The sequence below is a fragment of the Curtobacterium sp. SGAir0471 genome, assembly GCF_005490985.1.
Taxonomy (GTDB): Bacteria; Actinomycetota; Actinomycetes; order Actinomycetales; family Microbacteriaceae; genus Curtobacterium.
Map to the genome: position 1 here is coordinate 696,777 of NZ_CP027869.1, position 26,213 is coordinate 722,989.

The 26,213-nt window shown below is 71.5% G+C and carries 22 protein-coding genes; 10 read left to right on the plus strand and 12 right to left on the minus strand.

Annotated features, from left to right (window positions below; genetic code table 11):
• Nucleotides 1-5 precede the first annotated feature (5 nt).
• From C1N91_RS03295 to C1N91_RS03330, 8 genes are all read right to left on the minus strand, one after another.
• The gene (locus C1N91_RS03295) at nucleotides 6-884 is read right to left on the minus strand and encodes a hypothetical protein (protein ID WP_217496459.1); all 879 of its coding nucleotides are present in this window, start codon (nucleotides 882-884) and stop codon (nucleotides 6-8) included.
• A gap of 135 nt (nucleotides 885-1,019) precedes the next feature.
• Complete coding sequence (locus C1N91_RS03300; RefSeq protein WP_137766592.1) at nucleotides 1,020-1,640, minus strand: response regulator; 621 nt, start codon at nucleotides 1,638-1,640, stop codon at nucleotides 1,020-1,022.
• Nucleotides 1,637-3,001 (minus strand): sensor histidine kinase, encoded by a 1,365-nt coding sequence (locus C1N91_RS03305; protein ID WP_175415893.1) that lies wholly within the window; start codon nucleotides 2,999-3,001, stop codon nucleotides 1,637-1,639. The genes C1N91_RS03300 and C1N91_RS03305 overlap by 4 nt, the downstream gene beginning before the upstream one ends.
• A 206-nt stretch (nucleotides 3,002-3,207) precedes the next feature.
• Nucleotides 3,208-4,329 (minus strand): Gfo/Idh/MocA family protein, encoded by a 1,122-nt coding sequence (locus tag C1N91_RS03310; RefSeq protein ID WP_137766594.1) that lies wholly within the window; start codon nucleotides 4,327-4,329, stop codon nucleotides 3,208-3,210.
• Nucleotides 4,326-5,156, minus strand: a complete 831-nt coding sequence (locus C1N91_RS03315) for a ThuA domain-containing protein (RefSeq protein WP_137766595.1) — start codon at nucleotides 5,154-5,156, stop codon at nucleotides 4,326-4,328. The genes C1N91_RS03310 and C1N91_RS03315 overlap by 4 nt, the downstream gene beginning before the upstream one ends.
• Nucleotides 5,157-5,205: 49 nt before the next feature.
• Nucleotides 5,206-6,096: a carbohydrate ABC transporter permease gene (locus tag C1N91_RS03320; RefSeq protein ID WP_137766596.1), complete on the minus strand. Its 891-nt coding sequence runs from the start codon at nucleotides 6,094-6,096 to the stop codon at nucleotides 5,206-5,208.
• A complete protein-coding gene (locus tag C1N91_RS03325) occupies nucleotides 6,093-7,043 on the minus strand; it encodes a carbohydrate ABC transporter permease (protein ID WP_254678325.1) in 951 nt (316 codons plus the stop codon). Before C1N91_RS03325 ends, C1N91_RS03320 begins: the two co-directional genes overlap by 4 nt.
• 57 nt (nucleotides 7,044-7,100) lie before the next feature.
• Nucleotides 7,101-8,339 carry a sugar ABC transporter substrate-binding protein gene (locus C1N91_RS03330; RefSeq protein ID WP_137766597.1) on the minus strand — a complete coding sequence of 413 codons (1,239 nt, stop codon included), beginning with the start codon at nucleotides 8,337-8,339 and terminating at the stop codon, nucleotides 7,101-7,103.
• A 178-nt stretch (nucleotides 8,340-8,517) separates the two neighbouring features.
• Here C1N91_RS03330 and C1N91_RS03335 point away from each other — a divergent pair, with 178 nt between their 5' ends.
• The 4 genes from C1N91_RS03335 to C1N91_RS03350 all read left to right on the plus strand — a co-directional run bounded on the left by C1N91_RS03335 (nucleotide 8,518) and on the right by C1N91_RS03350 (nucleotide 12,942).
• Nucleotides 8,518-9,537, plus strand: a complete 1,020-nt coding sequence (locus C1N91_RS03335; RefSeq protein WP_254678326.1) for a LacI family DNA-binding transcriptional regulator — start codon at nucleotides 8,518-8,520, stop codon at nucleotides 9,535-9,537.
• Between the two features lie 269 nt (nucleotides 9,538-9,806).
• The gene (locus C1N91_RS03340; protein ID WP_137766598.1) at nucleotides 9,807-11,126 is read left to right on the plus strand and encodes an ABC transporter substrate-binding protein; all 1,320 of its coding nucleotides are present in this window, start codon (nucleotides 9,807-9,809) and stop codon (nucleotides 11,124-11,126) included.
• An 86-nt stretch (nucleotides 11,127-11,212) separates the two neighbouring features.
• Nucleotides 11,213-12,094, plus strand: a complete 882-nt coding sequence (locus C1N91_RS03345; RefSeq protein WP_058728973.1) for a carbohydrate ABC transporter permease — start codon at nucleotides 11,213-11,215, stop codon at nucleotides 12,092-12,094.
• Nucleotides 12,094-12,942: a carbohydrate ABC transporter permease gene (locus C1N91_RS03350; RefSeq protein ID WP_137766599.1), complete on the plus strand. Its 849-nt coding sequence runs from the start codon at nucleotides 12,094-12,096 to the stop codon at nucleotides 12,940-12,942. The genes C1N91_RS03345 and C1N91_RS03350 overlap by 1 nt, the downstream gene beginning before the upstream one ends.
• A gap of 135 nt (nucleotides 12,943-13,077) precedes the next feature.
• Here C1N91_RS03350 and C1N91_RS16590 read toward each other — a convergent pair whose 3' ends face one another.
• Complete coding sequence (locus C1N91_RS16590; RefSeq protein WP_175415895.1) at nucleotides 13,078-13,230, minus strand: hypothetical protein; 153 nt, start codon at nucleotides 13,228-13,230, stop codon at nucleotides 13,078-13,080.
• A gap of 160 nt (nucleotides 13,231-13,390) precedes the next feature.
• Nucleotides 13,391-13,837, minus strand: coding sequence for a MarR family winged helix-turn-helix transcriptional regulator (locus tag C1N91_RS03355; protein ID WP_175415896.1), 447 nt, complete (start codon nucleotides 13,835-13,837; stop codon nucleotides 13,391-13,393).
• Nucleotides 13,838-13,958: 121 nt separating this feature from the next.
• On the opposite strand from C1N91_RS03355, the gene C1N91_RS03360 reads away from it, so the two are divergent.
• A complete protein-coding gene (locus tag C1N91_RS03360) occupies nucleotides 13,959-14,945 on the plus strand; it encodes an AraC family transcriptional regulator (protein WP_175415897.1) in 987 nt (328 codons plus the stop codon).
• A 467-nt stretch (nucleotides 14,946-15,412) separates the two neighbouring features.
• Here the strand turns inward: C1N91_RS03360 and C1N91_RS03365 are convergent, their stop codons facing one another.
• Nucleotides 15,413-16,441, minus strand: coding sequence for a LacI family DNA-binding transcriptional regulator (locus C1N91_RS03365; RefSeq protein ID WP_137766601.1), 1,029 nt, complete (start codon nucleotides 16,439-16,441; stop codon nucleotides 15,413-15,415).
• A gap of 158 nt (nucleotides 16,442-16,599) precedes the next feature.
• Here C1N91_RS03365 and C1N91_RS03370 point away from each other — a divergent pair, with 158 nt between their 5' ends.
• The 5 genes from C1N91_RS03370 to C1N91_RS03390 all read left to right on the plus strand — a co-directional run bounded on the left by C1N91_RS03370 (nucleotide 16,600) and on the right by C1N91_RS03390 (nucleotide 23,740).
• The gene (locus C1N91_RS03370) at nucleotides 16,600-17,901 is read left to right on the plus strand and encodes an ABC transporter substrate-binding protein (RefSeq protein ID WP_137766602.1); all 1,302 of its coding nucleotides are present in this window, start codon (nucleotides 16,600-16,602) and stop codon (nucleotides 17,899-17,901) included.
• A 3-nt stretch (nucleotides 17,902-17,904) separates the two neighbouring features.
• Nucleotides 17,905-18,921 (plus strand): carbohydrate ABC transporter permease, encoded by a 1,017-nt coding sequence (locus tag C1N91_RS03375; protein ID WP_137766603.1) that lies wholly within the window; start codon nucleotides 17,905-17,907, stop codon nucleotides 18,919-18,921.
• The gene (locus tag C1N91_RS03380; protein ID WP_137766604.1) at nucleotides 18,918-19,793 is read left to right on the plus strand and encodes a carbohydrate ABC transporter permease; all 876 of its coding nucleotides are present in this window, start codon (nucleotides 18,918-18,920) and stop codon (nucleotides 19,791-19,793) included. The genes C1N91_RS03375 and C1N91_RS03380 overlap by 4 nt, the downstream gene beginning before the upstream one ends.
• A gap of 185 nt (nucleotides 19,794-19,978) precedes the next feature.
• Nucleotides 19,979-22,387: a glycoside hydrolase family 3 N-terminal domain-containing protein gene (locus C1N91_RS03385; RefSeq protein ID WP_137768642.1), complete on the plus strand. Its 2,409-nt coding sequence runs from the start codon at nucleotides 19,979-19,981 to the stop codon at nucleotides 22,385-22,387.
• A gap of 195 nt (nucleotides 22,388-22,582) precedes the next feature.
• Complete coding sequence (locus tag C1N91_RS03390) at nucleotides 22,583-23,740, plus strand: PP2C family protein-serine/threonine phosphatase (RefSeq protein WP_137766605.1); 1,158 nt, start codon at nucleotides 22,583-22,585, stop codon at nucleotides 23,738-23,740.
• 21 nt (nucleotides 23,741-23,761) lie between these two features.
• On the opposite strand, the gene katG is transcribed toward C1N91_RS03390, so the two are convergent.
• Nucleotides 23,762-26,173 (minus strand): catalase/peroxidase HPI, encoded by a 2,412-nt coding sequence (katG, locus tag C1N91_RS03395; protein WP_254678327.1) that lies wholly within the window; start codon nucleotides 26,171-26,173, stop codon nucleotides 23,762-23,764.
• Nucleotides 26,174-26,213: the final 40 nt, after the last annotated feature.

Below are 26,213 nucleotides of genomic sequence, written 5' to 3' on the forward strand. Positions count from 1 at the left end.
TCGCGTCAGCGCGTGGCGGTGACCAGCGGCTGCGGGTCCACCGGGTCCGGCGGGACCGGCAGGGAGCCGCGGACCTGGTTCTGCGCCTGGCAGTCGCTCGTGCAGTTCGTCGCGCCCTGCGAGAGCTCGACCGCGTCCTCGCCGAGCACGCCGCCCATCCGGCCGCCGGGCTGGACCGTCCAGGTCGTGGTCGTCGCGGTCTGCGAGGTCTTGGTCGCGACCTGCGGGCTGTCCTTGCCGAGGAGCATCTGGTGCGCGTCGCTGCCCGAGGACACCGCCGCGACGCCGTCGCCGAAGTTGATCTTCCCCGTGTAGGGGTTGGTGAAGTAGAACAGCCCGGCTCCGAGGGTGTGCGTGAAGGTCACGGGCTGGGCGAACTCGGTCTCCATCTGGAAGATCCCGCCCTGGGCGCCGTCCTTCGCCTGGATCTTGAACTTGCCCGCGCCCGTGCCGAAGATCGCCACGAGCGTGTCGTCGCGGACCTCGAGCGAGGACAGCTTCGTGCCGGCGAGCTGCGCGGCGGTGAGCGACGGCACCTTCGACGCGAACACCACGGTCGGCTTCGTCACCATGCGCTGGGTGTCCGGTGCCCCGGTCAGCGTGTAGTCGTACACGCCGAGGTCGGCGACGCGGATGTCGAAGCCGTTGTGCTTGCCGCGGACCGCGATGGTCCCGGAGACGGCGACGTCCTTCAGCCTGAAGTCCTTGCCGACGGCGGGGTCGGTCGTGGTGCCGTTCACGGTGACGGAGTAGTCGCCGCCGGTCGACGTCTTGCCGGACGCGTTCGCGGGGGAGACCCCGACGAGTGCCGCTGCGGCGACGGCGCCGAGCGCGATCGCGGCGGCGACGCCGGTGGTGCGGCGGCGCGTGCGCTGGGTGGTCATGGGGTGCCTCCTGGGCTGGTCCGACGCGCCGACGGTGGTCGCGTCCCTCGCACCGATCGTCGCCCGACGGCGGGGGCTGCACCATCGGACCTTGGTACTAGTACCCGTCGGACCCCCGTGCACCGGTCCCGCTCGTCACCAGCCGTGGTCGCGGGCCCAGAGCGCCGCACTCGTCCGGTCGGCGACCCCGATGCGGCGGAACAGCGAGCCGACGTGCACCTTCACGGTCCGCTCGGCGATCCCGAGCTCGGTCGCGATCTGCCGGTTCGACAGGCCGCGTGCGATCCGGACGAGCACGTCGCGCTCGCGCGGGGGCAGGTCCGGGCCGCGGTCTCGTACCGGGACCGGGGTGCCGGGCAGCAGAGCACGTGCGACCCGGGGGTCGACGGGCACCTCGTCGCGCGCGGTCGAGCGGACCGCGGCGATCACCTCCTCGGGCGTCGCGTCCTTGAGCAGGTAGCCGGTCGCCCCGGCGGCCAGGGCTGCGCGCACCCGGTCGTCGTCGGAGAAGGTGGTGAGGACGAGCACCCGGACGGCCGGCATCGTGGTGCGGATCACCCGCGTCGCCTCCACCCCGCCGGCGCCCGGCATGGAGAGGTCCATCACGACGACGTCCGGGTGCAGGGACGCGGCACGCTCGACGGCGTCCTCGCCCGTTCCCGCCTCGCCGACCACGTCGCAGTCGGTCGTCGTCGCCAGCACGGAGCGGAGCCCCTGCCGGACCAGGGCGTGGTCGTCGACCAGCAGGACCCTCACCGCAGCGACTCCGTCCGCGCGGGCAGCGTCAGCTCCCAGACCGTCCCCGTGCCCGGTGCGGTCCGCAGCACCAGCGACCCGCCGGTGTCCTCGGCGACCTCGCGCAGGAGCGTCGTGCCGAGGTGCCCGGCGGGGGCCGGACCGTCGAGGAGCCGCGGGTCGAACCCCGTCCCGTCGTCGGACACGCGCACCACCAGGTCCCCGCGGTCGGCCCGCACCGACACCCGGATGCGGGCGGCGTCGGCGTGCTGCACGGCGTTCCAGACCGCCTCGCGCACGAAGCGCACGACCGCGGTCCGCGCGGCCGAGGAGGACTCGAGCGGCTCCGGCACGTCGACCTCCGTCACCACCCCTGCGGCCCGGGCACGGGCGCAGGCGTCGTCGAGCGCGGCACCCAGGCCGTCGCGACCGGGGGCGGCTGGGCGCATCGTCGCCATCGAGGTCCGGAGTGCGGACACCGCCTGCCGGAGCGTCTCGGCCGCGGCCCTGGTCTCGGGCACCGAACCGAGGGACAGTGCGAGCCCGGCGACGTCCTGCACGGGACCGTCGTGCAGTTCGCCCGCGAGCCGTCGGCGCTCGGCGGCCTCGGCGTCGAGCGCGCGTCCGAGCAGCCGCTCGCGGAGTCGCTGGCCCGTGCGGATCCGCACGAGCAGCCAGAGCAGCAGCGGCACGAGCAGCAGGAGGACGACCCCGACCGTACCGCAGGCCAGGGCGGCGAACGCGGCACGCAGGTCGGCGGCTCGGGCGAGGACCTGGTCGTACGGCCGGTACGCCTCGAACAGCAGGGCCTCGCCCGACGGCGTGTGCACCGCCTGGTACGCCTCGAGCAGCGGCCCGTGCCCGCGTTCGTACCGGTTCTCGGGCTCGTCCAGGTCGGACACCTCGGCGTCGGACCGATCGGTCCGGAGCGCCGCGAGGTCCTCGTCGGAGAGCGGGAAACGCTCGCCGACCAGCCGGGGTTCGTCGGACCAGAGCACGGTGCCGTCCGCACCCCAGAGCTTCAGGCGCACCGTCGAGCCGGCGCGGGACTCGCCGACCAGGGCGTCGTCGAGTCGTGCGCGGGCGACGGTTCGGGCGTCCGGGTCGCCGCTGGTGACGTCGTCCACGAGGGCGGGCTCCACCACCACCCGGGCGAGCGCGGCCGTGTCGGCGGTGGCGTCCCGGACGGCGAAGGACTCGGCGACGCGTTGCGACACGAGGGTGCCCGCGGTCGCGACGACGGCACCGCCGAGCAGCGCGGCCACGACGACCCCGACGAGGACCCGCCGCCAGGGGGTCCGTGTCGCGCGACGACGCGGGTCAGCGGTGACGAGCACGACCGGGGTCGGCTGCTCGCTGGTCGACGCCCGGTGTCCACGCACGGAGCAACCGTAATCGCCCTGAGCTGCACTCGCGTCCCGGTCGCGGCTGCCGGACGAGCGGGTCCCGCGTCGTGCCCGTTCATTCCCATGACGCCTGGAGTGGGAAGCGTGATCGGGCGTACCGGGTCGGGATGAACGACCCCGTACGCCCGATCCTGCTCGGTACGCCCGATCACGCCCAGCGTGCCAGCGTGCACGTGCTCGCGTCAGCCGGCCGGTGTCCGGTCCGGCGCGGAGGCGAGCGCCTGTCGGACCGACCCCCACGCGGCGAGCCGCTCGCGGACCGCGTCGTCCCGCTCGACCTCGAGCGCCGTGGCGTGCGCCTGCTCGAGCACGTCGTCGACCACGACCCGCTGTCCCGAGCGCGCCGAGGCGATCGCCGCGTCGACCATCACCAGGCTCATCACGTTGCCGTGGACCTCGCCGTCGGGGGTCGTCCCGGTGCGGACCGCCCGGACGAAGGACGCGAGCGCCCCGGCGATCTCCGTGCCGGCACCCGGCGCCGCAGCGGGGGCGCCGGGGAGACCGTCGACGACGCTCGACGGGTCGTGGTCGCCGTCCCACGCCGCCGAGCCCGATGCCCCGGTCGCCCGCCAGTCGCCGTTCCACGAGGTCTCGTCGCCGGGCGCGCACCACGACCCGTCGTAGACGTAGCGGACGTCGTCCTCGAAGGTGAAGACCGCCGAGGCGTTCGCGTCCCCGCGGTACCAGGACCACGAGGGGTTCCACGACTCGCAGTACACCGACACGGGTTCACGCTCGAGCACGTACCGGGCGGAGTCGAACGCGTGGATCGCCATGTCGAGGAGCAGCACGTCGTCCATCTCCTCGCGGAAGCCGCCGAAGTGCGGGGCCTTCGCGAAGCGGGTGTTCAGGCTGCCGACCCCGCCGAGCGCGCGGACGTGCTGCCGGAAGGCGACGAGCTGGTCGTTGTACCGACGCGACTGCGACACCATGAACAGCTGCCCGGTGGCCTCGGCGGCGGCGGCCAGCGAGAGCGCCTCGGCGACCGTCTGCGCCGCGGGCTTCTCGCCGAGGACGGGCAGCCCGGCGTGCAGGGCGTCCATCGTGACCGGGTGGTGGGCGACCGGCACCGTGATGTCGAGGACCGCCTCGGCGCCGGTCTCCGCCAGGAGTGCGGGCAGGTCACGACCGACGGGGACGGTCGGGGCGCCGGCGAGCTCGGCCCCGGCGCGCGCGGCGTCGAGGTCGAGGTCGACCACGCCGACGAGTTCGACGTCCGGGTCGGCGGCGACGGTGCCGAGCCAGGCGCGGCCCATCCCGCCGGCGCCCACCTGCACGACCCGCAGCGGGGCGTGCTCGGTCATGCGCGGGCCTCGGCGGTCGCCTCGGCCGCGGCGGTGTCGGTCGTCGCCTCGGCCTCCGGAGCGTCGTCGAACGGGCCGCGGTAGTGCTGGCCGTCGAAGTACTCGCCGAGGTCGTAGCGGCGCAGCGTCGGGAGTTCGCGCTCGCGCTCCGGTCGCGCCCACTCGGCCCCGTTGGCGACGACACGACGGACGTCCGGGTGGTGGTACACGGGGAAGTCCTGGTCGCCGGGGGAGAAGTAGAAGATCTTCCCGAGGCCGCGGCGGTAGGTCATGCCGCTGCGGAAGACCTCGCCGCCGGTGAACCCGGAGATGAAGACCAGCTCGTCGGGCGTCGGCACGTCGAAGTACTCGCCGTACATCTCCTGCTCGGGGATGACGATCGGGTTCGGCACTCCCCGCGTGATGGGGTGCTGCGGGTTCACCGTCCACACGAGCTCCTGGTCGTGCTCGCTCCGCCAGCGCAGGGTGCACGTGGTGCCCATGAGCTTGCCGAAGATCTTCGACCAGTGGCCGGAGTGCAGGACGACCAGGCCCATGCCGGACAGCACGTGCTTGTGGACGCGGTCGACCACGGCGTCGTCGACGTCGGCGTGGGCGGCGTGCCCCCACCAGGTCAGGACGTCGGTCTCGGCGAGCACGGCCTCGGACAGCCCGTGCTCGGGCTCCTGCATCGTGGCGGTGCGGACGACGGCGTCGGGCAGGTTCTCACGGATGCCGTCGGCGATCGCGCCGTGCATGCCGTCGGGGTAGCGCTCGGCGACGTGCTGCTCGACCTGCTCGTGGACGTTCTCGCCCCAGACGGTGATGCGCAGCGGGGTGGTGGTCATGGTGTGGGCCTTCCTGGAGGGGTGGCGGGGTGCACGGCGGGGACGGTCGTCACTTGACCGCGCCGCCGAGTGCACCGGCGGAGATGTAGCGCTGGGCGACGATGAGGAGCACGGCCGCCGGCAGCGACGCGAGGACCGACGTGGCCATCACGGGCCCCCAGTCGGTGACGTTCGAGCCGATGTAGTTGTAGATGCCGAGCGTGATCGGGCGGACCGCGTCGGTCGAGGTGAGCGTGAGCGCGATGAGGAAGTCGCCCCACGCACCGAGGAACGTGAACAGCGCCGCGGTGACGATCGCGTTGCGGCTGATCGGGAGCACGATCGAGATGAACGCACGCAGGTCGTTCGCGCCGTCGACGAGCGCGGCCTCGACCAGGCTCGGCGGGATCGACTCCATGAACGCCCGCATGAGCAGGATCGCGAACGGCACCTGCACGGCGCTGTCGGCCAGGATCAGCCCGACGTAGCTGTTGAGCAGGCCGACGTTGTTGAAGAGCGTGTAGAGCGCGTTCGCGATGACGATGCCGGGGATCATCTGGGTGACGAGCAGCACGAGCAGGAACACCTTCGTGCCGCGCATCCGGAACCGTGCCAGGCCGTAGGCGGCGGGAGTCGCGATCGCCAGCGTCAGGACCACGGTGCCGAGTCCGATGATCATGCTCGACACGAAGTTCTGCCCCTGCTGGGCGAACGCGGCCCGGTACCCGGCGAACGTCGGGTTCCACGGGAACCACGTGGCGGTGGCGGCGCCCGAGGTGGCCTGCAGGCTGGTGTTCACCATCCAGTAGACGGGGAAGATCATGATCGCCAGGAAGACGATCCCGAGGACGGTGAACGGCAGACCCTTCGCGGTCCGGCGGGGGCGTGGCGCTCGTGCGCTCCGCTTCGTCGTGATCGAGCGGGTGACGGTCACGGTCTGGTTCGCGAGTCCGACGCTCATTCGTCGACCGCCTTCCGGGAGATGGCGATGTAGACCATCGCGAACACGAACGAGACGACGATGAGCACGTTGCTCACCGCGGCTCCGATGCCGAACTGGAAGTTGATGAACGACTGGTGGTAGGCGTTCGTGGCGAGGGTCTGCGTCGAGTTCGCCGGGCCACCGCCGGTCAGGCCGAGGATGATGTCGACGACCTTGAGGGTGTAGACCACCCCGAGCACGACGACCACGCTGACGACCGAACGGATGCTCGGCCAGGTGATGTACCAGAAGGCCTTGAAGCCCGTCGCGCCGTCGAGGGCACCCGCTTCGTAGAGCTCCGGCGGGACCGACTGCAGCCCGCTGTACAGGATGGTCGTGTTGAACGGGATGCCGAGCCAGACGTTCACGCCGATGACCGCGATGAGCGCGAGGCTCGGGCTCACCAGCCACGGGACCGGGCCGATGCCGACGACGCCGAGCAGCTGGTTGAGGGCGCCGCTGTCCTGGTCGAGCAGCCACTTCCACACCGCGCTCGAGGCGATGAGGGGGAGCAGCCACGGCAGGAGGAGCAGGCCCCGCAGGAAGCCCGACAGCGGGAAGTGCCGCCGGAAGAACAGCGCGAGGCCGAGGCCCAGCACGAACTGCAGGACGATCGAGCCGGCGGTGAAGAGCGCGGTGTTGACGACGCTCGTGGTGAAGACGGCGCTCGTGAACACCGACACGTAGTTGCCGAGACCCACCCAGGGGGCCTCGCCGGTGAAGAAGGTCTTCGTCGTGTAGTCCTGGAACGACATCAGGACGTTCTTCACCACGGGGTAGCCGAAGAACACGGCGACGAACACCGCGGCCGGCACGACGAAGAGCCAGCGGGTGATGGACGACCGGAGGCGCGCGCGGCGCTGTCCGGGGCGGGCGGGGGCCGCGGGCGTCGTCGCCCGGGGCTGGATCTGTGTGGAGGCGCTCATGTCAGGTCCTTCCGTCGGGGGCGGGGAGCCGGTCGTGCGACCGGCTCCCCGGATCCGCTACTGGTTCTGGGACTGCGCCTGCTCGAGCGCCTGTTCGGGGTCGGCCTTGCCGGTCAGCGCGAGCTGGACGGCGGTGTAGATCTTCGTGGCGGCCTTGGGCCAGTCCGGTCCGAGCTCACCGGTGCGGGCGCGGGCGGTCTGCACCGTGGTCACGAAGGACGCGACGTCGGCGTGGTCGGCGGCCCACTGCTTGCCGACCTCGAGGTTGGTCGGCACGTTGCCGCTGACCCCGGCGAGGACGGCCTGCATCTTGTCGCTGTTCAGGCAGCCGACGAACTTGCCGGCGAGCTGCATGGTGTCCTCGTTGCCCGTCTGCGGGACGGTGAACGCCTCGCCACCGAGCGGCGCGACGGTCTCGGAGCCGGTGCGGGTCGGGATCGGGACGCTGTCGAACTCCAGGTCCTTCGCCTTCTTCAGGGCGGGCAGCTGCCACGGACCGTTGATCATCATCGCGGCCTTGCCGGCGATGAACTGGTTGTTGACGTCGGCCTGGGCCCAGTTGATCGAGCTCTTCGACATCGAGCCGTCCTCCTGCAGGTCCTGCACGAGCTGCAGCGCCTGAGCGGCCTCGGGCGTGGCGATGTCCTTCTCGTCGCCGCCGTTCGACCAGAAGAAGGGCAGGAACTGCCAGGTGCCCTCGTAGGTGTTGATGTTGCTCATCGCGAAGCCGTACGTCGACCCGTTCGTGAGCTTCTTCGCCGCCTCCTTGAGCTCGTCCCACGTCTTCGGGGGCTGGACGCCCGCGTCGGCGAGCAGCTTCTTGTTGTAGTACAGCGCGATGGAGTTCGTGTTCGGCTGCAGCCCGTAGAGCTTGCCCTCGTAGGTGTTCGCACCCTTGACGCCGGGGACGTCGTCGTCCGCGTCGAGGCCGTAGTCGGCGAGGTCGGACAGTGCGCCCGAGGCGGCGATCTGCTGCACGTCGGGGTTGTCGAGCATGAGCACGTCGGGCAGGGTGCGCGACGACGCCTGCTGCAGGACCTTCGAGATGAGGCCGGCACCGGCGACGTGGTTGATCTTCACCTCGACGCCGACGTCCTTCGCGCACTGCTGGTACACGGGGTCGTAGTTCGCGTCGTAGTAGTCCTCGATCGTGAGGGTCTTCCCGCCGCCGCCGGACGACGACGCGTTGCCGGAGCCGGAGCACCCGGCCAGGACGAGGGGGACCGTCGCGACGATCGCGGCGACGCCGACGAGGGCGCGGCCCCGGCGGGACGTGGAGCGGAAACCAGGCTTCATTGCACTGCTCTTCTCTTCGCGGATGCGGGGAAGGACACGGTGCGTCGACTCCACTGACGTCGTCGTCGCGGTGGTCCTGGGGCGAGAAGCTAGCAGGAAAGCGCTTTACCTGTAAAGCGCTTTTCTGGTTCCGGTGCGGGACTATGCTCAGGCGGTACCGATCGATCAGGAGGCTCCGATGGCCACGATGCAGCAGGTCGCCGACCGCGCAGGCGTCTCCATCGCGACGGTGTCGTTCGTGGTGAACGGCACGAAGTACGTCACGCCGGCGACCACGGCGAAGGTCACGGCGGCGATGCGCGAGCTGAAGTTCCGCGGCAACGTCGTGGCGCGGGCGCTCGCGAGTCGACGGACCAGGATCGTCGCGCTGCTGTTCCCGACCACGGGCAACCGGTTCAGCCCGACCACGTCGGAGTTCTTCATGAACGCCGCGGAGCGGGCCTCCGAGCGGGGGTACCACCTGGTGCTCTGGCCGGTCGACCCGGCAGGCGACGACCTCGACGACCTGGTCTCCGGCGGCCTCGTCGACGGCGTCGTGCTCATGGAGGTGCGGATGGACGATCCGCGCGTCGTCAAGCTGTCCGAGCTCGGGGTCCCGTTCACGCTGATCGGTCGGACACGCGACGCCGCGGAGCTGCCGTACGTCGACATCGACTTCGAGACCACGATCGAGGACGGCCTCGACCACCTGCAGGGTCTCGGGCACCGGCGCTTCGGGCTCGTGCTCGAGAACCTCGAGGGCACGCCCATGGCCGGGTACGCGCCGCACCTGCGGGTCGAGGACACCTTCCGCCGCTCGGTGGTCGAGCGCGGCTGCGCGGGCAGCGTCGTGTACGCCGGACCCGGCAGCGAGGGCGGCCGCGACGCCGCTCGGCGCCTGCTTGAGGCGGACCCCGACGTAACCGCGGTGCTCGTCATGAAGGACGACTCGTCCGCCGGTCTGCTGGTCGGGCTGTACGCCGCGGGTCGACGCGTACCGGACGACGTCTCGGTGCTGAGCATCGCGTCGTCCGCCGCCGCGGGGGACCAGCACCACCCGCGGTTGTCGACGATGATCGCGCCGGGTCGCGAGCTCGGCGTCCGTGCGGCGGACGCGCTGATCGACCGCCTCGACGGCACGTCGACCGAGCTCCCGCACTTCCTGCTGCCCTGCGTGCTCCGCCCCGCCGAGTCGACCGCCGCCGCGCCCTCGCGCTGACCCGCGCTCACCTGCCACCGTCGACGAGTCTCGCGCCCAGCGACACACCTCGGGGCGCGAGCCGCGAGAACGGTCGCGCAGTGCGAGTCTCGCCCGCGCAGTGCGAGTCTCGCCCGCGCCACCCGCCGGACGGGAGGCCCGTGGCGGGCCGGCACCGCGCCTCCCGTCCGACGCGTACTCACGTTCTCTGTGTGGTCGCTCAGGAGCGCTTGGTTCTGTGGGGCCACGTGATCGCCGGGTGCGTACGCACCCTTCGTCGAGGAGGACGGATGGCAATCGACCGCAGGCTCTTCCTGCTCGGGGGCGCGGGGGTGCTGCTGCTCGCCGGCTGCTCCACCCGGCCGGAGCGCACCACCGTCGAGGAGTGGCCCACCGACCCGCCCGAGGGCGACGTCACGATCAGCTGGTGGGCGGGGCAGGTGGCCTCGAAGGATGGCGGTGACCTCCGCCGCCGGCTCATCGCGGAGTTCCAGAAGGAGCACCCGAACATCCGCGTCCGCATCGTCAGCGCCCCGAGCGACACCGACACGAACCGCACCAGCCTGACGACGCAGATCGCCGCGGGCAGTCCGACGCCGGACGTGTACCTCGGCGACGTCGCGTGGCCCGGGCAGTTCGCGAAGAACAAGCTGGCGACCCCGGTGAACCGGCTCGTCGGCGAGGACTTCTTCGAGCAGTTCCCGGAGGGGCTCCGCCTGGCCGCGAGCGTCGACGGGACCTACTACATGTTCCCGCTCTACATCGACGAGTCGTTCTTCCTGTACCGGCAGGACCTGCTCGACAAGCACGGGTTCCAGGTCCCGCGCTCGTGGGAGGAGGTCAAGGACACCGCCGCGAAGCTCGTGGACACGGGCGACGTCGACTACGGGCTCGCGTTCCAGGGCGACGTCTACGAGGGCCTGACCTGCAACGTGACCGAGTTCGTCGCGGACGCCGGCGGGTCGCTGCTCAACGACGACCTGACGGCGCCGGCGACGACGAGCTCGGAGACCAAGCGTGCGTTCGAGTTCATGCGCTCGCTCATCACCGACGGCGCCGCGCCCCGAGCGACCCTGACGTACCAGGAGCAGGACACCAACGACGCCTTCGCGGGCGGTCGCGCCGCGTTCCTGCGCAACTGGTCGTACGCCTGGGGCATCGCGAACGGCCCGGACTCGGCCGTCGCCGGCAAGGTCGGCCTCGCGGCCCGCCCGACGTTCGACGGGATGGACGAGCACCACTCGACGATCGGCGGCTGGGGGAACTACATCAACCCGCACACCCAGCAGCCCGCGGCGGCGCTGACCTTCGCGGCGTGGATGTCGAGCGAGACGGCGCAGCAGTTCCTCACCCGCGAGGGCGGTGTCCTGCCGGCCCGCAGTGCGAGCCTGGTCAGCGACGACGCGAAGCGGCAGAACCGGCCGACCTACGACACCGCGGCGGGCATCACGCTCGTGCCCCGACCGACCTCGACGGCCTACTACCCGAAGGTCTCGCAGGGCGTCTACCAGAACGGCAACAGCATCCTCGGCGGCCAGGCCTCGGTCGACGGCGGCACCCGGTCCATGGCCTCGGCGATCTCCCTCGCCCTGACCGGGGACGCACTGTGAGCGCCGGCACCGCCGCCCGCCCGGCAACGCGGACGTCGGGCGCAGGGAAGCCCGACGGGTACCGCCCGACGAGCGCACGATCGCGGATGGAGCGGGTGCGGGCCCGCGGCGCGTGGGGCTTCGCGGCCCCGGCGCTCCTGGTCGTCGCGGCGGTCACGATCTTCCCGGTCGTCTACTCGATCGTCCTGAGCTTCGCGGACGTCGAGATCGGCTACGACGGCTTCTCGATCCAGGGCTTCGGCCTCGGCAACTACGCGGCACTGCTGCAGAGCGCCGACTGGTACCGGGCGCTCGGCTTCACGGTGCTCTACACGGTCGTCACGGTGTTCGTGGAGCTCGTGCTCGGCATGCTCGTCGCCCTGGTGCTCGAACGGCTCGGCGTCACCCGTGGGTGGATGCTCGCGCTGCTCCTCGTGCCGTGGTCGCTCGTCACGATCGTCAACGCGCAGCTGTGGAAGTACATCTACGACTCGACGTACGGCGTCGCGACGTGGTTCTTCGGCCTCTTCGGCGACGCCCCCGTGATCCTCGGCGAACCCGTGCCGGCGATCACGGGCCTGATGGTCGCGGACATCTGGAAGACGACACCGTTCGTCGCGATCATCCTGCTCGCCGGGCTCGTGCAGATCTCCGAGGACCACTACGAGGCTGCCGAGCTCGACGGTGCGAGCACGTGGCAGACGTTCTGGCGCGTGGTGCTCCCACAGCTCACCCCGACGCTGACGATCGCGGTGCTCTTCCGCATCCTGCAGGCGTTCGGCGTCTTCGACCTGCCGTTCGTGCTGACGAACGGCGGGCCGGGCACCGCCACCCAGTCGCTCGCGATCATGGGCTACAAGGTGCTCTTCCAGGACATCAACATCGGACCGGGCGCCGCGATCGCGACCAGCACCGCGGTCATCGTGGCCGTCGGGTGCCTGCTCTTCCTGCGGGCGTTCCGGAACCAGGCGAAGGGAGGGGATGCCTGATGCCCCGTCAACGTGTCCGCAAGGGCTGGCGGAAGTGGGTGAACACCGTCAACGTCAGCGGTGTCGTCATCGCCGTGCTCACCGCGCTGCCGCTCTACTGGCTCGTCTCCACGTCGCTCAAGCCGTCGTCGGAGATCGCGCAGTCGCCGCCGACCGCGGTCCCGCAGGCGCTGACGTTCGACAACTTCGTCGTGGCGTTCCGCGACAACGCCCTCGGGCAGTACATGGTGAACAGCGTGGTGGTCGCGGTGTCCACCACGGTGATCGTGCTCGCGCTGTCGTTCCTCGCCGGGTACGCGCTGGCGGGCCGGTGGATCAAGGGCCGGACGGCGATCATGACCTCGCTGCTCATGCTGTCGGTGTTCCCGGCGATCGCGGTCCTGACACCGCTGTACCTGCTCGAGCGGAACCTCGGGCTGCTGAACTCGTACCCGGGCCTGATCGTGCCGTACGTCGCGTTCAACCTGCCGTTCGCCATCTGGATCATGCGGAACTACCTGCAGGGGATCCCCTCGACCATCGAGGAGGCCTCCGAGATCGACGGCGCCGGCGCCTGGCGCACTGTGCTGTCGGTGATCCTGCCGATGGCGAAGCCCGGGCTCTTCACGGTCGGGGTGTTCACCTTCACCGCGTCGTGGAGCGAGTTCCTCATGGCGCTCACCTTCAACAGCGAGAACTCGTTCCGGACCATACCCGTCGGCATCGCCCTGTTCGGCACCCAGTTCACGGTGCCCTTCGCGCAGATCTTCGCGGCGAGCGTGGCGGCGACGATCCCGATCGTCATCCTCGTGCTGGTGTTCCGCCGGTCGATCGTCTCGGGGCTCACCAGCGGCGCGGTGAAGGGGTGACGTCCACGGCGTCGGTGACCGCGGACCGGTCACCGACCCCGTGACGGACGGGAGGCCCGTGGCGATCCCGCCACGGGCCTCCCGTCCGTCTGCGGTCCGGTGCGCGCACGGCGCGGCCGGACCCGTGTCGTGCCGTCAGCGACGTCGGTCGCGGGCGGTGTCGGTGAAGAAGTCGGCGTACAGGCCGTTCACGTCCTGCAGCTCGCCGTACTTCCAACGCTTGCGCATCCGGCGGAACGTCTCGATGCGCACCGGGTCGATGCCCGGCTCGGACTGGTACGAACCCATGGTCCCTCCCGTTTCCCTGATCCACCCCCGTGCGGGGGTACCCAGGGGTGACGGTACGTGGCACGCTGTCCCACGTCCGCCGATGTAGGTAGGGAAGTTACCTAACTGCGCTTGTTGGACAAATGTTCGAGGTGGGTCCTCGGCCGCCCGTAGCCTGCCGTCAGGGGGTCGGAGCGCCGTACTCGAGCGCCTCGACCACCCGGTCGATCACGCGGACGTACCGCGCGGTCTCTCGCTCGGAGAAGGAGGACAGGAGCTCGTGCAGGTGCTCGTTCGTGCTGTCCATCGCGGCGGCGTAGGCGCGCTGGGTCTCCGGGGTCAGCTCGATGTACCGGCTGCGACCGTCCTCCGGGTTGGGGACGCGGCACAGGTGTCCCGCGCGCTCGAGCCGGTCGACCGTCCCGGTCACCGCCGGGCTCGTGAGTCCGAGGTGCGCCACGAGGTCCTTCACCCGGACCCTGCGGTCGGCGGCGGCGGCCCGCGCGACGAACTGCAGCACCGTCAGGTCCGAGCCGGACACGGAGAGCCGTTCGCGCAGCCGACCGCGCAGCGCGCCCATGGCGGCTTCGAGCCGGGTCAGGGCAGCGGTCAGGTCGAGCTCACTCACGTGGTCGCCCCCTCCGTGCGGGTCGGTCGAGCGCGACACTACGCCGCACCCACCCCAGAACCGTATCCGGATAACGAGGAAGCATGCGCCATGTGGACAGGTGGTCGCGGACGGGATCGTCGTGGCTGATCCCCTGATCGAGGCGTTCGGCGCCGAGGAGACGATCGCCCCGGTGCGGTTCGAGGTCTCCGGCACGCGGCCGGACGCAGCCGTCCGCGACCTGGGCGGCATCTACGCGGGGGAGCGGTGGAGCGCCGTCCCGTCGCAGGGGCGGTTCGACTACCGCTACACGGCGATCGGCGACAGCGAGGTCACGATCCGTCGCTCGCAGATGCACGGCGAGATCCGGGGATGGATGCCCGCTGGGTCCGCCGACTACGTCGTCACCTGGATCACCACGGGCACGGGTGAGCTCGAGATGCGCGGGGAGCGCTGGCCGATGCTCCTGGACGTGCCGGTGATGTTCCCCGCCGACGACGAGTACAGCTTCGTCACGGCGGACTACGACCAGCGGCTCGTGCACTTCGACCGCGAGTTCGTCCGGCGGGTGGCCGCGATGCGGGCGGAGGTCGCGGACCGACCGCTGCGCTTCGGCCCGCGACGCGGTGCCGACGAGTCGATCGGGCACCGGTGGCAGGGTGCCCTGACGGCGCTCTCCCGCGCGCTCCGGGTGGGCGGGCCGGACTCCGACGTGTGGCAGGACGCCAAGGTGACCGCCGCCGAGGTCTTCCTCGACATGTTCCCGCCGCAGAGCGACAGCCTGCCGGACGTGCTCGAACAGCCGCGGAACGCCCGGCTCCGTGCCGCCGTGGAGTACATCCACGCGCACGCCGCCGAGCCCGTGTCGATCGTCGACCTGTCCGAGGCTGCCGGGCTCAGCGTCCGGTCCGTCCAGGAGTCCTTCCGGCGGGTGTTCGACGTCTCCCCGCTGACCTACCTGCGCCAGGTGCGGCTCGACCGCGTGCACGAGGAGTTGCTCGAGGCAGGGCCGCAGGCCGGTGCCGTGGGGGACATCGCGCGGCGGTGGGGGTTCGCGCACCTCGGGCGGTTCTCGGCGTCGTACGCGGAGCGGTTCGGCGAGTACCCGAAGCAGACGCTGCGGCGCTGACGCGCGGCGCGCGCTGCGCGGCCGCCGCTCGGTGTCCGGTGTCCGGTGTCCGGTGTCCGGTGTCCGGTTTCGAACCAGGTTCCCGACATCGAACCAGGCGGCTCGGCTGGTTCGACGTCGGGAACCTGGTTCGTTCTTGGGCGCGGGCGCCGCGGGGCCGCGCCGCTCAGTTCCGCGAGAGCGACACGCTTCCGTCTCCCGACGGCGGCGCACTGTCGCTTCCGCGGACGACTCGCCACCGCGCAGCAGGCGAGAACCGCCGGTCGGGAGGCGCGGTGCCAGGGGACCGCGCGCCTCCCGTCCGCAGGCTGGTCACGACGGCTGACCGGGCACGGAACGCCGCGGCCGAGCGTCGAGCGGGTGCCATCTGCTCCCAGCGGCGCCGAGCGTGACAGATGCGGCCCGCCCGTCGTGCCGACGGCGCGCGGCGCGCGGCGCGCGGGCGCGTCAGGAGCGAGCCGCGGGCGTCAGACGCGCGCCGGCGCCGTGCTGCTGCGGACGCGCAGCGTCGAGCGCAGCCGGACGTGGTCGCTCGTGGGCTCGCCGCGGAGCATCGCGAGGAGCATCGTGACCGCGCTCGCGCCGAGGTCGGCGAGCGGCTGGGCAACGGTGGTGAGCGGCGGGGTGGTCGTCGACGCCTGCGGGACGTCGTCGAACCCGACCACCGACAGGTCCTCGGGGACGCGCAGACCCAGCGACGACGCGGCGTGCAGCACGCCGATGGCCGAGGAGTCGTTCGCCGCGAAGACCGCCGTCGGCCGGTCCGGCAGCGTCAGGAGGTCGTGCGCCACGGCTGCCGAGCGCTCCTCCTGGTAGTCACCGGCGCGCACGAGGCGCTCATCGACCGCGATGCCCGCCGCGGCGAGGGCGTCCCGGTACCCGGTCTCGCGGAGCTGCGACGACGCCAGGTCCCCACGGCCCTGCACGTGGGCGATGCGCGTGTGCCCGAGACCGAGCAGGTGCTCCACGGCGTCCCGCGCCCCGGCGACGTTGTCGGTGTCGACGGTGGCGTGGCCCTCCGGCCCGGTGTGCGGGTCGATCGCCACGACGGGGATCGACGCGGCGGACATCGCCTCGGACGGGGTGACGACGATCGCACCGTCGATGAGCGTGCCGGAGAGTCGGGAGAGCGACCGCCGCTCCCACCCCGGTCGGCTCGACCCGGTGAGCAGGCCCGCGTAGGCGAGCAGCTCGTACCCGGTGCCCGTCGTCGCGGCGGAGATGCCGCGCAGCAGCTCGGTCGAGAACGGCTCGAACTCGGTGACCAGGATCCCGATCACGTTCGTCCGTGTGCTCCGCAGGCTCCTGGCGACGAGTGAGGTCTCGTAGCCGAGTCGCTCGACGACCTCCTGCACGCGCAGCATGGTCGCCGGTGCGACGCCGTCGCGGTTGTTGACCACCTTGGACACGGTCGGGATCGAGACGCCCGCGGCGCGAGCGACGTCCGCGATCGTGACCCGCCCTGGTCCGGGCGCGGGGTCGACGGCGGTCTGCATGTGCTCACCGTACCGCCGGAGCCGTGTTCCGCCAGCCTGCGCACCGCGGTTAGAAAACGTTATCGATAACGATTGACAAGGCTGCGCAGCACCTGGCACGCTCTCCGCAGCGGCATCGACTGCCGCGCACGTCAACGACGACACCGAGGAGTTCCACGATGACGAGGAAGATCCGTGCCGCGGCGGCCATCGCGCTGATCGGGGCGACCGCCCTGACGGCGGCGGGCTGCTCAGCCGGCGGCAACGCCGACCCTTCGAGCGACGGCGGGAAGGTCACGATGACCTTCTGGCACAACTCGACCACCGGCCCCGGCAAGGCGTTCTGGGACCAGACCGTCAAGGACTTCGAGGCGAAGAACCCGAACGTCACCATCAAGATCCAGGCGATCCAGAACGAGGACTTCGACGGCAAGCTCCAGACCGCCCTCAACTCGAACTCCGCGCCGGACGTCTTCATGCAGCGCGGCGGCGGCAAGATGGCCGCGATGGTCAACGCCGGCCAGGTGATGGACATCTCCGACGCGATCGGCTCGAACGCGAAGAGCGAGATCAGCAAGGGGTCGTTCAAGTCCTTCGAGCTGAACGGCGGGACCTGGGCGATGCCGACCAACGTCGACCCCGAGGGCATCTGGTACAGCAAGGACCTCTTCGAGAAGGCGGGCATCTCCGGGACGCCCACGACGATGGACGAGCTGAACGCGGATATCCAGAAGCTCAAGGACAAGGGCATCGCGCCCGTGGCCGTCGGAGCCAAGGATGCTTGGCCGGCCGCGCACTGGTACTACAACTTCGCGCTCCGCGCCTGCTCGTCGAGTGTCCTCACGAAGACCGCGCAGGACCTCAAGTTCGACAACGCGTGCTGGAAGCAGGCGGGCGAGGACACCAAGGCGTTCTTCGACACGAAGCCCTTCAACGACGGCTTCCTCACCACCTCGGCGCAGCAGGGTGCCGGCAGCTCCGCCGGTCTCATCGCCAACCACAAGGCCGCGATGGAGCTCATGGGTGCCTGGGACCCGGGCGTGATCTCCTCGCTCACGCCGGACGGCAAGCCGCTGTCCGACCTCGGCTTCTTCCCGTTCCCGGAGGTCTCCGGCGGCAAGGGCGCGCCCGGTTCGATGATGGGCGCCGTCGGTGGGCTCTCCTGCTCGGCGAAGGCCCCGAAGCCGGCCTGCACCGACTTCCTGAACTTCGTCACCCAGAAGAGCGTCCAGGAGGACTACTACAAGGCGTTCAACTCGATCCCGGCCAACCAGTCGGCCCAGTCGGTCGTCACCGAGCCGTACCTGAAGACCGTGCTGGAGGCCTACAACGACGCCCCGTTCGTCTCGAACTACCTCGACACGCTCTACGGCCAGAACGTCGGCAACGCGCTCAACACCAGCGTCGTCAACCTGCTCGCCGGCAAGGGGTCCGTCTCGGACATCGTGTCGACCGTCAACCAGGCCGCAGCGAAGGGCTGACACATGACCACCTCCGTCGCACCGCGCTCGAACGAGGCGCGGTCCGGGACGGGGCGTCGCACGGGCGGGGCCGACGGTTCGCCGTCGGCCCCGGCCCGCCGGGTCCGCAAGGGCACCGACGTCCGAACCCGGGTCGAGATCGCCGTCCTCGCCGGCCCGGCGGTCATCATGTTCGTCGGGTTCGTCATCCTGCCCGTCGCACTGGCCGCCTACTACGGCTTCTACAAGTGGCAGGGCTACGGCGCCCCGGTCGACTTCGTCGGCCTGCAGAACTACAAGGTGATCTTCACCGACCCGGACTTCCGGGCCGTGCTCTGGCACAACCTCTTCATCGTCATCGGCTCCCTCGTCGTGCAGGGCCCGATCGCGATCATCCTCGCGCTGCTGCTCAACCAGCGCATCCGCGGCCGCGGGCTCATCCGCGTCCTCATCTTCCTGCCCTACGTCATCTCCGAGGTCATCGTCGGTACCGGCTGGAGCCTCATGCTCCAGTCCAGCGGCGCGGTGAACGACCTGCTGCAGTCGCTCGGCCTCGGGTTCCTGCGCAACGACTGGCTCTCGAACCCCGACATCGCGCTCTGGACCCTGCTCGGGATCATCTCGTGGAAGTACATCGGCTTCGCGGTGATCCTGTTCCTCGCCGGCCTGCAGAGCATCCCCGAGGAACTGTTCGAGGCGGCGCAGCTCGACGGCGCGAGCTACTGGCAGATCCAGCGGCGCATCACGCTGCCGCTCCTCGGCCCGACGCTGCGCATCTGGGCGTTCCTGTCGATCATCGGGTCGCTCCAGCTGTTCGACCTCGTCTACATCATCTGGGGCCAGTACATCGCCTCGACCGCCGGCACCTCGACGATGGCGACCTACATGGTCGGCAACGGTCGGCTCTCCGGCAACTACGGGTACGGCAACGCCGTCGCCGTGGTCATCTTCCTCATCTCGCTGGTCGTCGCCCTCGTCTACCAGCGGTTCGTCCTGCGCCGCGACACCGCCGGTGCCCTGACCGAGAAGGGCGACCGATGACCGCCACCGCCTCCCTCGTCGCCCCGAAGCGCCGCCAGCGCGACAGCCGCCCCGTCAAGAGCGACCGCAACCTCGGCACCTACTTCATCGCGCTGCTGTTCATCGCGGTGTGCATCGGCCCGGTCGCGTACATCGTGCTCGGCGGGTTCCGCACGAACGCGCAGATCACGGCGAGCCCCGCCGGCCTGCCGAACCCGTGGCAGATCGGCAACTACGTCAACGTCCTGACGAGCGGCGTGTTCTGGCAGCAGCTGGGCAACTCCGTGATCGCGGGTGTGACCACCACGATCGGCGTCGTCGTGCTCGGGCTCATGGTCAGCTTCGTCCTCGCCCGCTACCGGTTCCGGGGGAGCGGCGCGCTCTACTCGCTCTTCGCCGCCGGTCTGATGTTCCCGATCACGGTCGCGATCACGCCGCTCTACATCCTCGTGAAGGACCTCGGCCTGACGAACAACCTCGCCGGCGTGATCCTGCCCCAGATCGCCTTCGCGCTGCCGACGACGGTGATCATCCTCGTGCCGTTCCTCCGCGCGATCCCGGACGAGCTCGAGGAGGCCGCCGCCATCGACGGCGCGAGCCGCATCGGGTTCTTCTTCCGCATGGTCGTGCCGCTGTCGCTGCCCGGCGTCGTCACCGTCGGCATCCTCGCGTTCATCGGCAGCTGGAACAGCTACCTCCTGCCGCTCTTCATCCTCAACGACGCGGCGACCTACACGCTGCCGCTCGGCGTGCAGGCGTTCGCGTCGCAGTACTCGGTCGACACGGCCCGGGTGCTCGCCTTCACGTCGCTCTCGATGATCCCGGCCCTGGTGTTCTTCGCGATCTTCCAGAAGCGCATCGTCGGCGGCCTGACCGGGGCGGTGAAGGGGTGACCACGCTCGACCACGCCGTCGCCACCGACGGCCAGGAGGCGCGTGGCGCAGCCGCAGCACCGGTCGCGTCCGCCGTCCGTGACGGACGCCAGGCCCGTGGCGGCGCCACCACGGGCCTCCCGTCCGACCCCGAGCACGTGACGGACGGCACCGCGTCCGACCCCGTCACCACGCTGCTGGCCGCGATGACCCTCGAGGAGAAGACCGCGCAGCTGGTCGGCTACTGGCTCGACCAGAACGGCGTCGTCGCCCCGATGCAGGGCGAGATGGCCGCGGCCCAGCAGGACACGACCCTCGCCGACGTCACACGGCACGGCCTCGGCCAGTACACCCGCGTCTACGGCACCCGTCCCGTCGAGCCCGACGAGCGCGCCGCCTGGTTGTGGGCGGAACAGCGTCGGCTGAAGCGCGAGACGCGGCTCGGCATCCCGGCGCTCGTGCACGAGGAGTGCCTGACCGGCCTCGCGGCGTGGAAGGCGGCGACGTTCCCGACGCCGCTGGCCTGGGGTGCGTCCTTCGACCCCGAGCTCGTCGAGCAGGTCGGCGCCGTCATCGGCCGCTCGATGCGGGAGCTCGGCGTGCACCAGGGCCTCGCGCCCGTGCTCGACGTGGTCCGCGACCCCCGCTGGGGCCGGGTCGACGAGTGCATCGGCGAGGACCCGTACCTGGTCGGCACCGTCGGCACCGCCTACGTGCGCGGCGTGCAGAGCGCCGGCGTCGACGCGACGCTCAAGCACTTCCTCGGCTACTCGGCCTCGCGGGCCGGACGCAACCACGCGCCGGTCCACGCCGGACCGCGCGAGGTCGCCGACGTCTTCCTGCCGCCGTTCGAGATGGCGCTCGTCGACGGCGGCGCCCGGAGCGTCATGAACTCGTACGCCGAGATCGACGGCGTACCCGTCGCGGCGGACCCGGCGCTGCTCACCGACCTGCTGCGCGACCGGCTCGGCTTCGACGGCACCGTCGTGGCGGACTACTTCTCCGTCGCGTTCCTCGAGGTGATGCACGGCGTCGCCCGCGACCGCGGTGAGGCGGCCGCGACCGCGCTCGCGGCGGGCGTCGACGTCGAGCTGCCGACCGGCGACGCCTACCTGGCGCCGCTCGTCGAGCGGGTCCGCAGCGGGCTCGTCGACGAGGCCCTCGTGGACCGTGCCGTGCTCCGGGTGCTCCGCCAGAAGGAGCGGCTCGGCCTGCTCGACCCGGACGTCTTCGAGGACGAGCCGCCGACGGGCATCGATCTCGACTCGCCGGAGCACCGGGCGCTCGCGAAGCGGCTGGCGGCCGAGTCGCTGGTGCTGCTGTCGAACGACGGCGTGCTGCCGCTCGGCGCTGCGGGCGGCGCCGGCAGTGCTGCTGCCGTTGCCGACGGCGTCGGCGGCGCTGCCGCAGTCCCCGTCTCCCTGACCCCGGGCGCCGTCCTGCAGGGCCCGATCGCGGTGATCGGCCCGAACGCCCACCGCGCCGAGGCCCTGCAGGGCTGCTACTCGTTCGCGAACCACGTGCTCGCCACCCACCCGGGCCTGGACCTCGGGTTCGCCATCCCGACCGTGCTCGAGGCGCTGCAGGAGTCGCTCGGCCCCGACGCCGTCCGGTACGCCCGCGGCGCCGAGGTCGAGGGCGACGACCGCTCCGGCTTCGCAGAGGCCGTCGCGACCGCGCGGGAGTCGGCCGTCGCGGTCGTCGTGGTCGGCGACCAGGCCGGCCTGTTCGGTCGCGGCACCGTCGGCGAGGGCAACGACTCCGAGTCGCTCGAGCTGCCGGGCGTGCAGCGCGAGCTCGTCGAGGCCGTCGTCGCCACCGGCACCCCGACGGTCGTCGTGCTGCTCACCGGTCGGCCGTACGCGATCGGCTGGGCGCTGGACGGCGAGCAGCCGGAGCCCGCGGCGGTCGTGCAGGCGTTCTTCCCGGGGGAGGAGGGCGGCACCGCAATCGCGGACCTGCTCACCGGTGCCGTCGCGCCGTCGGGCCGTCTGCCCGTCTCGCTGCCGCGGTCCGCCGGGGCGCAGCCGTACTCGTACCTGCACCCGCGCCTCGGCGGACCGTCCGACGTCACGGCGACGGACTCCACCCCGGTCCGACCGTTCGGTTTCGGCCTGACGTGGACGTCCTTCGCGTACGAGGACCTCACCGTGGCGGGGACCGCGACCACGGACGGGGCACTGACCGTTGCGGTCACGGTGCGGAACACCGGTGACCGTGACGGCGTCGAGGTCGTCCAGCTCTACGGGCACGACCCGCACGCGTCCGTCACGCGACCGGTCGCGCAGCTGCTCGGGTACGCGCGGGTCGCCGTGGCGGCGGGGGAGTCCGTGACGGTCCGGTTCGACGTGCCGCTGGCTCGGTTCGCGTTCACCGACCGAGCGATGCGGAAGGTGGTCGAGCCGGGTGACGTCGAGGTGTGGGTCGCGTCCGATGCGGGGGCGTCCCTGCCGGGAGGCCCGCTCGAGACCGGCGGGATCGTCGCGTCGGGCGACGGGCCGGTCCGGCACGAGTTCCCCCGGTCCGCGACGGACCGCGCGGTCGTGCGGGTGACGGGTACGGTGCACGAGGTCACGCCGGCCGACCGGAGGGTCGTCACCTGGACGACGGGTTGAGCGGGTCGGCTGACCGAGACGGCGACGCCGTTGCCGTCGCCGTCGCGGAGTGACCGGATCAGGGTCCTCCGCGACGGCGGCCGCACGCCCGGGGACGTCGGGCCGGTACGGTGGAAGGAGTCCCCCACGGGACCGCGTCCCACGGTGTGCCACCACGCACCGCGGCCCCGGTGGACCAGGAGGAGGACGACACCCGTGAGCACGGACGACCAGGCACGCGTGCGCAGTGCGCTCGTGGCGGCGCTCGACGTCGTCGACGCGGCCCCGTCGGAGCGCTTCGAGCGCATCGTCCGGGTCGCGCGCGAGGTCTTCGACGTGCCGCTGTCCTACGTCAACGTGCTCGACGACGACCTGCTGCACACCCTCACCCCGAACGTGCCCGACGAGATCGTCTCCGGGCCGGTCGGGTGGTCCTTCTGCCAGCTGACGGCGCAGCAGGCGGAGCCGACGATCGTCCCGGACACCACCGCCGACCCCCGGACCGCCGACCTGCCGGGTGTCACGCGGCGCGGCATCCGCTTCTACGCGGGCGTCCCGCTGACCGTCGCCGGCGGGGAGCCCGTCGGGACCCTCTGCCTGATGGACACCCGACCGCGCGCGTTCACCCCGCAGGACACCGCCGCGCTCATCGACCTCGGGCACTGGGCCGAGCGTGCCCTCGGGCAGGGGCTGCACCACGACCGCCTGCTCGAGGTCGCCACCGCACTCGCGCCGGACGCGGTCGCACCCGCCGGGTACCGCATCGCGGCGGTCACGGTGCCCTACGGGGACCTCAGCGGTGACCTGCACGACTGGTCCGTGGTCGACGGCGACCTCGTGCTGACCCTCGCCGACGTGATGGGCAAGGAGCAGCCGGCGGCGCTGCTCGCGGCGGGCATCCGCGCCGCCCTCCGCCAGCACCGGACCGTCGCGCCCGTGTCCGCGGTCGCCGCCGTCGAACCCGCGCTCGCCGAGGACCTCGGCCGGGCGAACGCCTTCGCCACCCTGTTCCACGCCCGGCTCGACCCGGACAGCGGGGTCGTCGACGTGGTGGACGCCGGCCACGGTCTGGCGGTGCACGTCCCGGCGGACGGGGCGCCGCGGGTGCTCCGGTCGCGCGGCCTGCCGCTCGGGCTGCACCCCGAGGGGGCCCCACGGCACGCGTCGAGCACGGTCCTGGCACCCGGCGACGCCCTCGTCGTCGTGAGCGACGGCGCACTCGACCTGGGCGACGGCACGATCGACACGCTCCTCGACCTCGCACGCACGCTGCGCGCGGCGTCCGGCATCGAGGCCTTCCTCGAGACGGTGCGGCTGCGCGCGGCCGAGCGGGCCGAGGACGACGTCACGGTCGTCGTCCTCAGCCGCGCCTGACCGCGCGCAGGGACCTCCGGTTCAGGCGGCCATCGGGCCGTACCGGCGGTGCCCCTTCACGTCGTAGCGGTCGAGCATCATGACCTTGTCCCACGCGGCGACGAAGTCCCGCACGAAGCGCTCCTGACCGTCGCTGCCGGCGTAGACGTCGACGATCGAGCGGAGCTGGGCGTTGGAGCCGAACACCAGGTCGTTCCGCGACGCCGTCCAGCGCTCCTCGCCGGTGGCCTGCACGGTCCCGGTGAAGGTCGTCTCGGTGTCGTCGGTCTTCTTCCACACCAGGTCGGTGTCGGTCAGGTTGACGAAGAAGTCCGTCGTCAGCGCACCGACCCGCTCGGTCAGGACGCCCGTCGACGAGCCGTCCCAGTTCGCGCCGAGCACCCGGAGCCCGCCGGTGAGCACCGTCCACTCCGGGGCGGTCAGCGTCATGAGGTTCGCACGGTCGAGGAACACGGCTTCCGGCGCGACACCGGGGGCGAAGTCCGCGAAGCGCTCGGACACGTGGTTCCGGAACCCGTCGGCGATCGGCCGGAGCCACTCGAACATCTCGACGTCGGTCTGCTCCTGCGAGGCGTCGACGCGGCCCGGGGTGAACGGCACCGTTACCTCGACGCCGGCGGCGCGCGCGGCGTCCTCGACCCCGACGCAGCCCGCCAGGACCACGAGGTCGGCGAGGGAGACGTGCTTCCCGCCCTGCTCGAACGTCGCCTTGACGCCGCGCAGCGTCTCGACGACGGGGACGGTGCGCTGGTTGATCGACCAGTCCTTCTGCGGCGCGAGCGCGATCCGCCCACCGTTCGCGCCGCCGCGCTTGTCGCTGTCGCGGTAGGTCGAGGCAGCCGAGTACGCGGTGACGACCAGGTCGGACACCGGCGTGCCGGTCGCGCGGATCGCCTGTCGCAGGGCATCGGCGTCCGCGTCGGTCAGTGGTTCGCCGACCGCGTCGGGCAGCGGGTCCTGCCAGAGCAGGTCGTCCGAGATCGTCGTATCCGGGCCGAGGTAGCGGTGCTTCGGCCCCATGTCGCGGTGCGTCAGCTTGTACCAGGCCTTCGAGAACGCCGTCGTGAACAGGTCGAAGTCGGCGAGGAAGCGCTCGCACACCTCGCGGTAGGCCGGGTCGACCTTCAGCGCGATGTCCGAGGTCATCATCATGAGCGCGTGCGTCTCCCCGGGCACGTGGGCGTCGGGGGTGCGCGGGGCGTCCGGGTCCGCCGGCGTCCACTGCAGGGCGCCGGCGGGGCTCTTCGTCTGCTCCCACTCGTGCCCGAACAGGTTCTCGAGGTAGCTGTTGTCCCAGCGGGTCGGGTCCTGGGTCCAGCTGCCCTCGATGCCGTTCGTCATGGTGTCCTTGCCGTTGCCGGCACCCTGCGGGTTGTGCCAGCCGAGGCCCATCGCCTCGATCGGGGCGATCTCCGGCGGCGGGCCGATCTGGGCCGCCGGCACCTGGCCGTGGCTCTTGCCGAACGCGTGGCCGCCGGCGATCAGGGCGACGGTCTCCTCGTCGTTCATCGCCATCCGGCTGAACGTGATGCGGATGTCGCGGGCCGAGCCCATCGGGTCGCCGTTCGCGTACGGGCCCTCGGGGTTGACGTAGATGAGCGCTTGGTGGGACGCGGCGAGGGGGCTCTGCAGGTCGTAGTCGGCGTCGCCGTTCTCGCCGTGCCACCGTTCGTCACGCTGCACCATGTCGTCGTAGCTCTCGACGTGGTGCGGGTCCCAGACCTCAGGACCCCACCATGTGCCCTCGTCCGGCTCCCAGGCGTCGAGGCGACCGCCGCCGAAGCCGTACGTCGGCAGGCCCATCAGCTCGAGCGAGCAGTTGCCGGTGAGGACCATCAGGTCGGCCCACGAGAGCGCGTTGCCGTACTTGTGCTTGATCGGCTGGAGCAGGCGCCGTGACTTGTCGGTGTTGCCGTTGTCCCACCAGCTGCTGATCGGGGCGAAGCGCTGCATCGCGGTGCCCGCGCCGCCGCGGCCGTCCGCGATCCGGTAGGTGCCGGCGGCGTGCCAGGCCATGCGGATCATCTGCGGGCCGTAGTTGCCGTAGTCGGCGGGCCACCAGTCGACCGAGGTCGTGAGCAGTTGCTTGATGTCGCGCTTGAGCTCCTCGAGGTCGATCGTGGCGAAGGCCGCCGCGTAGTCGAAGTCCGCGCCGAGCGGGTCGGCGTCGACCCCGTTGCGGTGCAGCAGCTCGACGCGGAGCCGCTGCGGGTACCAGCCCTCGAGCGACGACGGCGCCTGGCCGAACGTGCCGCCCAGGTGGTCGCCACCGGCGGGCAGCGAGCCGGCCATGTGGAAGCTGCAGGTGTCCGTGCCGTCGGCGTCCCGGGCGTGGCTGCCGTGGAACGAGGCGCCCTGCGGGGTCGCGGTGTCGTGGTGGCCGTCGTGCTGCTGGCCGGTGTCGTCCGTGCCGGTCGTGCTGTCGTCGCTCAACGCTGCTCCTGTTCGATGACTGTCCGCGGAACGCGGGGGT